13 protein-coding genes and 1 riboswitch are annotated in these 12,178 nt (G+C 55.4%); of the genes, 7 read left to right on the top strand and 6 right to left on the bottom strand.

Annotated elements, in window-relative coordinates:
- Positions 1 to 569: 569 nt before the first annotated feature.
- Together purH and purD are read left to right on the top strand one after the other, a co-directional pair.
- Positions 570 to 2,159, top strand: a complete 1,590-nt coding sequence (gene purH, locus E2L00_RS20925) for a bifunctional phosphoribosylaminoimidazolecarboxamide formyltransferase/IMP cyclohydrolase (RefSeq protein WP_167614961.1) — start codon at positions 570 to 572, stop codon at positions 2,157 to 2,159.
- Positions 2,160 to 2,175: 16 nt separating this feature from the next.
- Complete coding sequence (purD, locus tag E2L00_RS20920; RefSeq protein ID WP_167614959.1) at positions 2,176 to 3,468, top strand: phosphoribosylamine--glycine ligase; 1,293 nt, start codon at positions 2,176 to 2,178, stop codon at positions 3,466 to 3,468.
- A 32-nt stretch (positions 3,469 to 3,500) separates the two neighbouring features.
- On the opposite strand, the gene E2L00_RS20915 is transcribed toward purD, so the two are convergent.
- The 6 genes from E2L00_RS20915 to nudC all read right to left on the bottom strand — a co-directional run bounded on the left by E2L00_RS20915 (position 3,501) and on the right by nudC (position 7,861).
- Positions 3,501 to 4,193: a DUF1481 domain-containing protein gene (locus E2L00_RS20915; RefSeq protein WP_167614965.1), complete on the bottom strand. Its 693-nt coding sequence runs from the start codon at positions 4,191 to 4,193 to the stop codon at positions 3,501 to 3,503.
- Between the two features lie 13 nt (positions 4,194 to 4,206).
- A complete protein-coding gene (gene hupA, locus E2L00_RS20910; RefSeq protein WP_032615913.1) occupies positions 4,207 to 4,479 on the bottom strand; it encodes a nucleoid-associated protein HU-alpha in 273 nt (90 codons plus the stop codon).
- Positions 4,480 to 4,665: 186 nt separating this feature from the next.
- Positions 4,666 to 5,256 carry a YjaG family protein gene (locus E2L00_RS20905; RefSeq protein WP_167614957.1) on the bottom strand — a complete coding sequence of 197 codons (591 nt, stop codon included), beginning with the start codon at positions 5,254 to 5,256 and terminating at the stop codon, positions 4,666 to 4,668.
- A gap of 43 nt (positions 5,257 to 5,299) precedes the next feature.
- Positions 5,300 to 5,971: a deoxyribonuclease V gene (nfi, locus tag E2L00_RS20900; RefSeq protein ID WP_167614956.1), complete on the bottom strand. Its 672-nt coding sequence runs from the start codon at positions 5,969 to 5,971 to the stop codon at positions 5,300 to 5,302.
- 13 nt (positions 5,972 to 5,984) lie between these two features.
- Entirely contained in the window at positions 5,985 to 7,049 is a 1,065-nt protein-coding gene (gene hemE / locus E2L00_RS20895; RefSeq protein ID WP_167614954.1) for a uroporphyrinogen decarboxylase, read from the bottom strand.
- 32 nt (positions 7,050 to 7,081) lie between these two features.
- Positions 7,082 to 7,861 (bottom strand): NAD(+) diphosphatase, encoded by a 780-nt coding sequence (nudC, locus tag E2L00_RS20890; protein ID WP_167614953.1) that lies wholly within the window; start codon positions 7,859 to 7,861, stop codon positions 7,082 to 7,084.
- A gap of 97 nt (positions 7,862 to 7,958) precedes the next feature.
- Between nudC and rsd the strand changes: the two genes are divergently transcribed.
- From rsd to thiS, 5 genes are all read left to right on the top strand, one after another.
- Positions 7,959 to 8,462 carry a sigma D regulator gene (gene rsd, locus E2L00_RS20885; RefSeq protein ID WP_167614951.1) on the top strand — a complete coding sequence of 168 codons (504 nt, stop codon included), beginning with the start codon at positions 7,959 to 7,961 and terminating at the stop codon, positions 8,460 to 8,462.
- A 51-nt stretch (positions 8,463 to 8,513) separates the two neighbouring features.
- Positions 8,514 to 8,623: riboswitch (TPP riboswitch) on the top strand.
- Positions 8,624 to 8,709: 86 nt separating this feature from the next.
- Positions 8,710 to 10,611, top strand: coding sequence for a phosphomethylpyrimidine synthase ThiC (thiC, locus tag E2L00_RS20880; RefSeq protein ID WP_167614949.1), 1,902 nt, complete (start codon positions 8,710 to 8,712; stop codon positions 10,609 to 10,611).
- Positions 10,608 to 11,246 (top strand): thiamine phosphate synthase, encoded by a 639-nt coding sequence (gene thiE / locus E2L00_RS20875; protein WP_167614947.1) that lies wholly within the window; start codon positions 10,608 to 10,610, stop codon positions 11,244 to 11,246. Before thiC ends, thiE begins: the two co-directional genes overlap by 4 nt.
- Positions 11,239 to 12,000, top strand: coding sequence for a HesA/MoeB/ThiF family protein (locus E2L00_RS20870; protein ID WP_167614945.1), 762 nt, complete (start codon positions 11,239 to 11,241; stop codon positions 11,998 to 12,000). The genes thiE and E2L00_RS20870 overlap by 8 nt, the downstream gene beginning before the upstream one ends.
- Complete coding sequence (thiS, locus tag E2L00_RS20865) at positions 11,978 to 12,178, top strand: sulfur carrier protein ThiS (protein WP_167614943.1); 201 nt, start codon at positions 11,978 to 11,980, stop codon at positions 12,176 to 12,178. Before E2L00_RS20870 ends, thiS begins: the two co-directional genes overlap by 23 nt.

Raw genomic sequence — 12,178 nt, 5'->3', positions numbered from 1 at the left:
AAGATTACTTTCAAATAATTCACTTAAATGAATTACTGTCTGGTCACTCTTCAAGGCTTGATATTTTTTTGCACCCGAAGATGCTGAGATATCAATCCTGCGAGTGCCCACACAGATTGTCTGATAAATTGTTAAAGAGCGGTGCAATCAGCGGCTCAGCCTGCTGTTGCGAGGTGGCGTATATTACGCTTTCCTCTTTCAGAGTCAACCCCGAATTTCAGGATTTTTAACTCTCATCGCCGCCGTTACTCTGTGATGTTGTTCACATGTTCCGTGTCGATGGAGGCGCATTATAGGGAGTTCTCTCCAGGCTGCAACACTAAATTTGCACTATTTTGACTGACTGCTGCAATCCCCAGCAAAAGCCCGCCTTATACCAACTTGTACACAAACTTATCCACAATTGTGATTTGAACTGAAATTTCGCGAGCGTGACGCAAACGTTTTCGCTACAATACGCCGCGATAAAAGGACACCCCGTTTTGGGGCGTTAGCTGAATTTTACGAATAAAAAACGAGAATTCAGCTAACGCTCTTCTATATGCGAACCAAAGCTAAGGGATCAAACCATGCAACAACGTCGTCCTGTACGCCGCGCTCTGCTCAGTGTTTCTGACAAAGCCGGCATCGTCGAATTCGCCCAGGCTCTCTCCCAACGTGGTGTGGAACTGCTCTCCACAGGCGGAACCGCCCGCCTGCTGGCTGACGCTGGCCTGCCGGTGACCGAAGTCTCTGACTACACCGGTTTCCCGGAGATGATGGATGGACGCGTCAAAACCCTGCATCCGAAGGTCCACGGCGGCATTCTGGGCCGTCGTGGTCAGGATGATGCCATCATGGCAGAACACGCTATCTCCCCGATCGATATGGTTGTCGTCAACCTTTACCCATTCGCGCAAACCGTCGCTCGCGAAGGCTGCTCTCTGGAAGACGCGGTTGAGAATATCGATATTGGCGGTCCGACCATGGTGCGCTCCGCCGCGAAGAACCATAAAGACGTGGTGATTGTTGTTAAGAGTAGCGACTATCGGGCAATTATTACCGAGCTGGACGCCAACGAAGGTTCTCTCACTTTAGAAACCCGCTTCGACCTGGCTATCAAGGCCTTTGAGCACACCGCCGCTTACGACAGCATGATTGCCAACTATTTTGGCAGCCTGGTACCGGCTTATCATGGCGAAAGCAAAGATCCTGCTGGCCGCTTCCCGCGCACGCTGAACCTGAACTTCATTAAGAAGCAGGATATGCGCTACGGCGAGAATAGCCACCAGCAGGCCGCCTTCTATATAGAAGAAGAAATTCAGGAAGCATCGGTGGCCACCGCAACGCAGGTTCAGGGCAAGGCGCTTTCTTATAACAATATCGCCGATACCGATGCCGCGCTGGAATGCGTAAAGGAGTTCAGCGAGCCTGCCTGCGTTATCGTTAAGCATGCCAACCCGTGTGGCGTAGCCGTTAGCGATTCCCTGCTGGATGCTTACGACCGCGCATACAAAACCGACCCAACATCCGCATTCGGCGGCATCATCGCGTTTAACCGCGAACTGGATGCGCAAACCGCACAGGCCATTATCTCTCGTCAGTTTGTGGAAGTAATTATTGCCCCTTCAGCCAGTGAAGAAGCTCTGAAGATCACCGCCGCGAAGCAGAACGTCCGCGTCCTGACCTGCGGCCAGTGGCAACAGCGCGTTCCGGGTGTGGATTTCAAACGCGTAAACGGCGGCCTGTTGGTGCAGGATCGCGACCTGGGCATGGTTACCGCAGCAGATCTGCGCGTAGTCAGCAAGCGCCAGCCAACCGATCAGGAACTACGTGATGCGCTGTTCTGCTGGAAAGTGGCGAAGTTCGTAAAATCCAACGCTATCGTTTATGCCCGCGAGAATATGACCATCGCCATAGGTGCCGGTCAGATGAGCCGTGTTTATTCCGCAAAAATCGCCGGTATCAAAGCAGGCGATGAAGGCCTTGAAGTGAAAGGCTCCGCGATGGCCTCCGATGCTTTCTTCCCGTTCCGCGACGGTATTGATGCCGCAGCCGCCGTTGGCGTGAGCTGTGTGATCCAGCCGGGCGGATCGATTCGGGATGAAGAGGTGATCGCCGCAGCCGACGAACACGGGATCGCAATGATCTTCACCGACATGCGCCACTTCCGCCATTAATCCGGAGCCTTAACGAATGAAAGTTTTAGTGATTGGTAACGGCGGGCGCGAACACGCGCTGGCCTGGAAGGCATCGCAGTCGCCGCTGGTACGTACCGTATTTGTCGCTCCGGGTAATGCGGGTACGGCTCTGGAACCTGCGCTGCAGAATGTAGCCATTAATCCAACCGATATTCCTGCGCTGCTCAGCTTTGCGCAGAATGAAAAAATCGATCTGACGATTGTTGGCCCTGAAGCGCCACTCGTTATCGGCGTGGTGGATGCGTTTCGCGCAGCTGGCCTGAAAATCTTTGGTCCAACTCAGGGGGCTGCGCAGTTAGAAGGCTCTAAAGCCTTTACCAAGGATTTCCTGGCTCGTCACAACATTCCTACTGCCGAATATCAGAATTTCACCGAAGTGGAACCGGCGCTGGCCTACGTCCGTGAAAAAGGCGCGCCAATTGTTATCAAGGCTGACGGCCTGGCAGCGGGCAAAGGCGTGATCGTAGCGATGACGCTGAATGACGCCGAAGCTGCCGTTAACGATATGCTGGCGGGCAACGCGTTTGGCGACGCCGGGCACCGTATCGTGGTGGAAGAGTTCCTCGACGGCGAAGAAGCCAGCTTCATCGTGATGGTCGACGGCGAGAACGTGTTGCCGATGGCAACCAGCCAGGACCACAAACGCGTAGGCGATGGCGATAGCGGCCCAAATACCGGCGGCATGGGCGCTTATTCCCCGGCTCCGGTGGTTAGCGATGAAGTTCACCAGCGTGTGATGGACCAGGTTATCTGGCCAACCGTTCGCGGTATGGCGGCGGAAGGCAACACCTATACCGGCTTCCTGTATGCGGGACTGATGATCGATAAGCAGGGTAATCCAAAAGTCATCGAGTTTAACTGCCGCTTCGGCGACCCGGAAACGCAGCCAATCATGCTGCGCTTACAGTCCGATCTGGTCGAACTGTGCCTTGCAGCCTGCGACGGCAAGCTCAATGAAACAACGTCAAAGTGGGATGAGCGTCCTTCTCTGGGCGTCGTTATGGCAGCCGGCGGTTATCCGGCAGATTACCGCACCGGGGATGTGATCCACGGTCTGCCGCTCGAAGAAGTCGTTGATGGAAAAGTCTTCCACGCTGGCACAACGCTGCGCGAAGATGACATGGTCACCACCAGCGGCGGCCGCGTGCTGTGCGTAACGGCGCTGGGCGACACCGTAGCGCAGGCTCAGAAGCGCGCATACGAGCTGATGCAGGATATCCACTGGGACGGCAGCTTTAGCCGCTCAGACATCGGCTATCGCGCCATAGAGCGTGAAAACGCAAAGTAAGCTAAACCGCCCGCGTGGCGGTTTTTTTATAGCTAAAACTCGCCAGGCTCAGGCTGCCAGGAGCAAAAGTTCTCATTCGCCACCAGCAACAGCTGTGAACCTTCCGGGGCTTCCAGCCAGGCAATGCTGACTTCCAGCGACGAATGGCTCTGGCGACGCGCGATATGGCTCTGGGACGGATTGTCCAGCTTCGGGCTGAAGGTTGCTCCTTCACAGGTGGTTACCGTTCCATCGCGATGCCAGCGCCCTTGCCGCAGTATTACTTTCCCGATCCGCAGCGCTTCACTGGTCACTTTCGTTCGGGAGGCCTGATACTGATACAGCGCTATTTGTTCCCTGGAGAGCTGCTGTTTTTGGCCGTCTACCTCGCGCTGCATAAAGCTCAGCTCGCCGCGATCGTCAAAACGCACTTTACTGTGTTCGGGCAGCTCGCCCTGAATATTCTGTTCGATAAAGACCAGGTTATCACCCTGCCAGCGATATTCGTTCGTTGTGGTAGCACCGTTTCCATACGGGCTAAACGCTGTCAGCATGTGTACCGAACCGTCGCCGTTATCTTTACGCCAGATGCGCACCACGCCCCCATCGGCTACGTAGCCGCTGGCGGTAAACGGAGGGAGAGGGTTGCTGCTGCACGCCGTGAGCAGCAGCGCGCCCGTTAACGCCACCAGCGGACGCCAGACGGACAAAAGGGGCGAAATCGCCCCTCTGCTAAAACCGTTCACCGACACGCGTTAATTACTTAACTGCGTCTTTCAGCGCTTTACCAGAAACAAACGCCGGCACGTTAGCCGCGGCGATTTTAATTTCATTACCGGTCTGCGGGTTGCGGCCAGTGCGCTCAGCACGGTGGTTCACTTTGAAGGTACCGAAACCAACCAGTTGTACAGCATCACCTTCTTTCAGAGACTCAGTAATTGCAGCCAGAGTGGATTCCAGAGCAGCTTTAGCCTGTACTTTAGACAGGTCAGCCTTGTCAGCAATTACATCAATCAGTTGAGTCTTGTTCATAAGTTATCCTTACAATGTGTTTATCGCTTGCTAAGCATCGAGTGCGACGGAAATGCCTGAAAAGCACTCTCCTGCATACACGCACCGATAGCCACTTTTTTTCGCCCCACAAATGTAGACCAGACGGGGGGCTAATTGGAAGCCTCCAGGCCCTACAAATCAGACTGTACGTCACGTTTTGTTGTCTTATTGCTGCAAATTTATACCGATGTTACTGCTCCCGGCCTCGCGAAGGTCCGCGCGTAAGCCTTTGATCAGCTCAATATCTCTTTCTTCGCAGTCGGCCAGCAGGCGGAAAATCTCCCACTGGATGTCCCATTCCTCTTCCACCGCCGGGTTTGCACGCAGCTCTTCGTCGGTCATTTCACGACCAGCCTGCGTCATTTCGAGCATCGCAACGGTGGTGATTGAGGACTTGCTGACTTCGATAGCGTGCTCCAGCGTTTCGCCTGAAAGACGAGAGTGAAGTAATTCGCTCAGCGCCACACAGGCATCAATAGCTGGCCAGACGCCGTAAATATCATAGTCGTCAGCGGAAGGAATCGCCTCTTCCAGTTTTTCCAACTGGCTATCGAAATTCACTTTCGCGTCTTTTACGATCAGCGTTTCCCAGATGAGATCGACAATACGACGATAAAGCTGAGCATCGCCAAAGCCGGTTTGCTGGCAAAACATGGCGTAGTTCGGATACATGCGCTCGCATAAAGAAGCCATAAAAGTGACGTGCTGCCAGCTTTCCAGCCTCTCCAGGCGCAAATGAATAGGGTTCTGTAACATTACGATGTCTCAAAGACGGGAAATTAGCGGCAGTTTACCCTAATCATCCTTGAATTGCTTGCCACCGCGCGAATGCCGGACGACCCGATGCAACGGCGTCTGCCCAGCGCGTAGGCTCGGGTAAACGATAACCAGCCATGCATCTTTGCACCCATAATAATGCGGTGTCGGTGCTTACGCGGTGCCCGGTAGCCACAAAGAGAGGATTGCAGCGTTTTTTACTGCGCCATACCCAGGCAAGCTGCTCGCCTTTGTCGATCAGCGGTTGTTTCTCACCGACCTCATCGCCCAATGGTTCAAAACGCCCGCATAGCCGCTTTTTGGCGACGCCGATGGTTGGCACATCGACCAGCAGCCCAAAATGGCTGGCAACGCCGAGGCGGCGCGGGTGCGAGATGCCGTGTCCGTCGACAAACAGCAAATCGGGCTTCTGTGAAAGCATCTCCCAGGCCGCAAGCAGCGCGGGATATTCACGAAACGACAGGAAGCCCGGAATGTAAGGCATGGTGGTATTAATCCGCGCTATCTTGTGTTCCACCAGTTCCAGAGAAGGATATTTCAGCAGCACGATGGCGGCACGCGTGACTTCACCGCCCTGCTCAAACCCCACATCGGCTCCGGCAATAAGCGCCGGAGGATCGACGTCAAAACGATCCTCGCGGATCACATTTGAAGCCAGTTCGATCTGTTGCTGACGAAGCGCTGCAAGGTCCATTCCTTCTCCTTTTTTACTGGTGATAGGGTACTGACAAGCGGTGAACCGCCTCAACAAACGCACCCGCATGTTCTGGCGGCACGTCCTGGTGAATTCCGTGGCCGAGGTTAAACACGTGTCCCTCGCCCTTACCGAACCCTTCCAGAATCGTCGCCACTTCTTCTTCGATGCGGGCAGGTGGAGCGTAAAGCATAGACGGGTCCATATTTCCTTGCAGCGCAACTTTGTCTCCCACGCGGCGGCGAGCATCGGCAATGTCCGTGGTCCAGTCCAGACCTAACGCGTCACAGCCGGTCTCCGCCATGGCTTCCAGCCACTGTCCGCCGCCTTTGGTAAACAGCGTTACCGGCACGCGGCGACCTTCGTTTTCACGCAGCAGGCCATCGACGATTTTATGCATGTAATAGAGGGAGAACTGTTGATAGTCGCGCCCGGTCAACACGCCGCCCCAGGTATCGAAAATCATCACCGCCTGCGCGCCCGCTTTGATTTGCGCGTTAAGATACAGCGTGACGCTTTGCGCCAGCTTATCAAGCAGCAGATGCAGCGCCTGCGGATCGGCATACATCATTTTTTTGATAACGGTAAAAGCTTTGCTGCTGCCGCCTTCGACCATATAGGTCGCCAGCGTCCACGGACTACCGGAGAAACCGATCAACGGCACCTGGCCTGCCAGGTTTTTACGGATGGTGCGTACCGCGTTCATCACGTAGCCCAGCTCGTCTTCCGGATCGGGAATCGGCAGCTTTTCTACATCGGCACGGCTGGTAACCGGCGAGGTAAAGCGTGGGCCTTCACCCGCTTCGAAATAAAGACCAAGCCCCATCGCATCCGGCACGGTAAGGATATCAGAGAAGAGGATCGCCGCATCAAGCCGCATGCGACGCAGCGGCTGCAAGGTCACTTCGCAGGCCAGTTCGGCGTTTTTGCACAGCGACATAAAATCGCCGGCCTGGGCACGGGTAGCTTTGTACTCCGGCAGATAACGCCCCGCCTGCCGCATCATCCATACCGGAGTGATATCTACGGGCTGACGTTGCAGGGCGCGCAGGTAACGATCGTTCTTCAGTTCAGTCATATTTGCATTTCCTTTGGCTGTATGCCGCCAGTTTACCACGTCCCGTACTCCGCCCGACAAGCAGCAACGGTATCCTCAATCAAACGACGCGCCACGGTGCCGGCCGCCGGGATGAGCGGTAGCTGGTCGTAGCGATACCATTGCGCATCTATCAGCTCTTTCGGGTCGATTTTAATGTCACCGCTGTGATATTCCGCCATAAACGCCGTCATCAATGATTGCGGGAAAGGCCAGGGCTGCGAGGTCACGTAACGCAGGTTTTTCACCCGGATGCTGCTCTCTTCCATCACCTCACGTGCAACGGCCTGTTCGAGGGTTTCGCCAACCTCAACGAATCCGGCCAGTACGGTATAAACCCCGTTGCGATGGCGCGTATGCTGGGCCAGCAGAATATGGTCGTCGCGGCGAATCGCCACGATGATGCAAGGGGCGATCTGCGGGTAATAACGTTCATGGCAATGGCTGCACAGCATGGCCCATTCGCTTCTGCTTTCGTGCATTTCGTGTCCGCAATAGCCACAAAATTTATGGGAACGATAGAATTCCGCAAGCTGCACGCCGCGTCCTGCAAGCTGGAACAAACCTGCGTCCCGATCGATAATCTGTCGCACCGAGCCCATGTCCTGGCGGCGATTTTGCTGAACCAGCCAGACCGCCTCACCGTCCCATTCGCCAATTTGCCTGCCTTCCACGCCGTCGAGCTGAAAGTCGGTTGCCGCCCCATGAGGCAGCTCGCCTTTTGGCAGCCACAATTTTTGCTCGTGGCTGACGATAAACCAGCCATGGTCTAACTTTTGAATTACACGTTCCATAACCTGGTGCACATCCCCCTCGACACTGGTATAAATGATAGTCGTTACAGTTTTTTGGGTGCGTTTGCGTTAAATCTTATAACTCACGGAGTCAATCATGCTTAACCAGTTAGAGAGTCTGACTGAGCGCGTTGGTGGTAGTAATGAGTTAGTCGACCAATGGCTTTATGCCCGCAAACAGTTGTTGGTGGCGTATTACAACATGGTCGGGATCAAGCCTAACAAGGAATCTCATTCTGCGCTTGATGAAAAGGCGCTGGATACGTTTTGCCACAATCTTGTCGACTACCTTTCCGCCGGGCATTTCAATATTTATGAGCGCATTACCGACGAAATAGAAGGCACCAGTCCCCTTTTAGCCGCCACGCAAATCTACCCGCAGCTGGAAGCCAATACCCAGCAGATCATGGAGTTTTACGATACCAATCTGGAAAATGCCATTGACGATGATAACTGCATTGAGTTCCAGCAGGCGTTGTCTGGCATCGGTGAGGCGCTGGAAGCACGTTTCTCGCTGGAAGATAAACTCATTGAGTTGGCCTATGCCAATAACCTGCACAGCAGCGCAAACGATGCCAGCGGCCTTGCACGCCCGGCTTGAGTTCTGTGCCGTTAACGAGTAGTTTACAAACCGATCCGTAGCAATACGGATTTCTTCTTGTCGGAGTGCCGAGTGCGAAAGCACCGGCTGAGACCGTTAATTCGGGATCCGCGGAACCTGATCAGGTTAAAACCTGCGAAGGGAACAAGAGTAATTCTGCTTTTGGGAGCACCCGTTTTCGGTTATCCCATATCCATTACTCCATCCGTCGTCTGACAAGCCACTCCTGAAAACACTGGAATGAGCTATGTCTGCATCTGAAAAAAAACCAACCCGTCGCGAACAACGCGCTGCCGCCCAGCATTTTATCAATACGCTCGAAGGCACCGCTTTTCCTGCCTCGCAGCGCATCTATCTGACCGGTTCGCGGGAAGACATCCGTGTGCCGATGCGTGAAATTCAGCTTAGCCCAACGATGACGGGCGGCAGCAAAGACAATCCACAGTACGAACCCAACGACGCGGTGCCGGTTTATGACACCTCCGGCCCGTACGGCGATCCGGATATCACCATCGATGTGCTACGCGGGCTTTCGCCGTTACGCAGCGGCTGGATTGAAGAACGTGACGACAGCGAAACGCTGAGCGACCGCAGCTCCGCTTACACCAAAGAGCGCCTGGCTGACGACGGCCTGGACGATCTGCGTTTTGAAACCCGCCTCACGCCGCGTCGCGCTAAAATCGGCCAACGCGTGACCCAGCTGCATTACGCCCGCAAAGGCATCGTCACGCCAGAGATGGAATTTATCGCCGTGCGCGAAAACATGGGGCGCGAGCGTATTCGCGATGCCGTTTTACGCCACCAGCATCCAGGTGTTGGCTTTGGCGCTCGCCTGCCGGAAAACATCACGCCGGAGTTTGTACGTGACGAAGTGGCGGCAGGCCGGGCGATTATTCCCGCCAATATCAACCATCCTGAATCTGAACCGATGATTATCGGGCGCAATTTCCTTGTGAAGGTCAACGCCAACATCGGCAACTCGGCGGTGACCTCTTCCATTGAAGAGGAAGTGGAAAAACTGGTCTGGTCCACCCGCTGGGGTGCGGATACGGTGATGGATCTCTCCACCGGCCGTTATATTCACGAAACCCGCGAATGGATTTTGCGTAACAGCCCGGTGCCAATCGGCACCGTGCCGATTTATCAGGCGCTGGAAAAAGTAAACGGCATCGCCGAAGACCTGAGCTGGGAAACGTTCCGCGACACGCTGCTGGAGCAGGCCGAGCAAGGCGTTGACTACTTCACCATCCATGCGGGCGTGCTGCTGCGCTACGTGCCGATGACCGCCAAACGCCTCACCGGCATTGTCTCGCGCGGCGGCTCAATTATGGCGAAGTGGTGCCTGTCTCATCATCAGGAAAACTTTCTCTACGACCATTTCCGCGAAATCTGTGAAATCTGCGCCGCCTATGACGTCTCGCTTTCGCTGGGCGACGGCCTGCGTCCGGGTTCTATTCAGGATGCCAACGACGAAGCACAATTCGCCGAACTGCACACGCTGGGCGAGCTGACAAAAATCGCCTGGGAGTATGACGTGCAGGTGATGATTGAAGGACCGGGACACGTGCCGATGCAGATGATCCGCCGTAACATGACGGAAGAACTGGAGCACTGCCACGAGGCGCCGTTCTACACGCTTGGACCGTTAACAACCGATATCGCACCCGGTTATGATCACTTCACGTCCGGTATTGGCGCGGCGATGATCGGCTGGTTTGGCTGCGCGATGCTTTGTTACGTCACGCCAAAAGAGCACCTGGGCTTGCCTAATAAAGAAGACGTTAAGCAGGGGCTCATCACCTACAAAATTGCGGCCCACGCCGCGGATCTGGCAAAAGGCCATCCTGGCGCACAGATTCGCGATAACGCCATGTCGAAAGCGCGTTTCGAATTCCGCTGGGAAGACCAGTTTAACCTGGCGCTTGATCCCTTCACCGCACGCGCTTATCACGACGAAACGCTGCCGCAGGAATCCGGCAAAGTTGCCCACTTCTGCTCGATGTGCGGCCCAAAATTCTGCTCGATGAAAATCTCCCAGGAAGTCCGTGACTTCGCCGCGAAGCAAGCCATTGAGGTCGGTATGGAAGTTATGTCGCAGTCCTTCCGGGCCAAAGGCGGTGAGATTTATCTGCGCCAGGAGGAAGTATGACGGCTAAATCCGCCTTTCCTGCCGTACCGCAGCGGCTGGGGCTTTACCCGGTTGTGGATAGCGTGGCGTGGATTGCCCGCCTGCTTGAGGCAGGCGTTCGCACCATTCAGTTACGCATCAAAGATAAGCGTGACGAAGAGATCGAAGCCGATGTTATCGCCGCCATCAGGCTCGGCGAGCGCTTTGAAGCACGCTTGTTCATTAACGATTACTGGCGGTTAGCGGTCAAACACCGCGCTTATGGCGTACATCTGGGTCAGGAGGATCTGGATGTGGCAGACCTGGACGCCATTCGCGCCGCGGGGCTGCGCCTCGGGCTTTCCACGCACGATAATATGGAAATGGATCGCGCTCTGGCAGCTCGTCCTTCTTACATCGCGCTGGGGCACGTTTTCCCGACCAACACCAAGCAGATGCCCTCTTCTCCGCAAGGGCTGGAGCAGCTCGCCGCGCATATCAAAGTCCTCGGGGATTATCCAACCGTGGCAATCGGCGGCATCAGTATCGACCGCGTTCCTGCGGTGCTCGCAACTGGCGTGGGGAGCGTGGCGGTTGTCAGCGCGATAACTCAGTCTGCCGACTGGCGCGCAGCTACGGCGCAGCTTCTTGAACTCGCAGGAGCAGGCGATGAATGACGCAGATTTCATGCGCTACAGCCGCCAGCTTCTGCTGGAGGATGTCGCTCTTGAAGGGCAGCAAAAACTGCTCGCCAGCCGCGTACTTATTGTTGGGCTGGGCGGCTTAGGCTCTCCGGCTGCGCTTTACCTTGCAGCCGCAGGCGTCGGCACGCTGGTGCTGGCTGATGACGACAACGTGCATATCAGTAATCTCCAGCGGCAGATTTTATTCACCTCGCAGGACATCGGCCAGCCGAAATCGCAGGCTGCCCGGCATCACCTTCAGCAGCTTAATCCGGGTATCGCACTACAGATAATAAGTGAACGTTTGCACGGAGAAGCCCTCAGTCAGGCGGTCAACAACGTCAGTCTGGTGCTTGATTGCAGCGATAACATGACTACACGTCAGGCGATTAACGCCGCCTGCGTTACACATCATAAGCCGCTAATTTCCGCCAGCGCCGTGGGCTTTGGCGGGCAATTAATGGTGTTAACGCCGCCGTGGAATAACGGATGCTATCGCTGCGTGTGGCCGGATGAAAACGAGCCTGAACGAAACTGCCGCACCGCAGGCGTAATCGGTCCGGTCGTCGGCGTGATGGGTACACTACAGGCGCTCGAAGCCATCAAGCTCCTTACCGGCATGGTTCCGGCGAGTGGTTCATTGCGGCTGTTCGACGCCCGTCAGCATAGCTGGCGCGCCTTGAGCATGCAAAAGTCCGCTCAGTGTCCGGTTTGTGGAGGAGCAGATGCGCATCCACTTCAACGATGAGCCAATGCAGTGTGCCGATAGCCTTACGCTGGCAAAACTGCTGGAACACTTACGTTTACTGGAGCCGGGCGTCGCGCTGGCTGTAAACCAGACAATCGTCCCGCGAGAGCTTTGGGAAGTCCATATGCTGCATGAGGGCGACCAGATCCTGCTTTTTCAGGCCATTGCCGGAGGTTGA

The organism is Cedecea colo (genome assembly GCF_011808225.1).
Classification (GTDB): Bacteria; Pseudomonadota; Gammaproteobacteria; order Enterobacterales; family Enterobacteriaceae; genus Dryocola; species Dryocola colo.
This window is presented reverse-complemented; position numbering and strand designations above follow the sequence as displayed.

Coding starts and splice junctions, on each gene's coding strand:
- purH (WP_167614961.1), top strand. CDS start 570: ATGCAACAACGTCGTCCTGTACGCCGCGCTCTGCTCAGTGTTTCTGAC.
- purD (WP_167614959.1), top strand. CDS start 2,176: ATGAAAGTTTTAGTGATTGGTAACGGCGGGCGCGAACACGCGCTGGCC.
- hupA (WP_032615913.1), bottom strand. CDS start 4,479: ATGAACAAGACTCAACTGATTGATGTAATTGCTGACAAGGCTGACCTG.
- E2L00_RS20905 (WP_167614957.1), bottom strand. CDS start 5,256: ATGTTACAGAACCCTATTCATTTGCGCCTGGAGAGGCTGGAAAGCTGG.
- nfi (WP_167614956.1), bottom strand. CDS start 5,971: ATGGACCTTGCAGCGCTTCGTCAGCAACAGATCGAACTGGCTTCAAAT.
- hemE (WP_167614954.1), bottom strand. CDS start 7,049: ATGACTGAACTGAAGAACGATCGTTACCTGCGCGCCCTGCAACGTCAG.
- nudC (WP_167614953.1), bottom strand. CDS start 7,861: ATGGAACGTGTAATTCAAAAGTTAGACCATGGCTGGTTTATCGTCAGC.
- rsd (WP_167614951.1), top strand. CDS start 7,959: ATGCTTAACCAGTTAGAGAGTCTGACTGAGCGCGTTGGTGGTAGTAAT.
- thiC (WP_167614949.1), top strand. CDS start 8,710: ATGTCTGCATCTGAAAAAAAACCAACCCGTCGCGAACAACGCGCTGCC.
- thiE (WP_167614947.1), top strand. CDS start 10,608: ATGACGGCTAAATCCGCCTTTCCTGCCGTACCGCAGCGGCTGGGGCTT.
- E2L00_RS20870 (WP_167614945.1), top strand. CDS start 11,239: ATGAATGACGCAGATTTCATGCGCTACAGCCGCCAGCTTCTGCTGGAG.
- thiS (WP_167614943.1), top strand. CDS start 11,978: ATGCGCATCCACTTCAACGATGAGCCAATGCAGTGTGCCGATAGCCTT.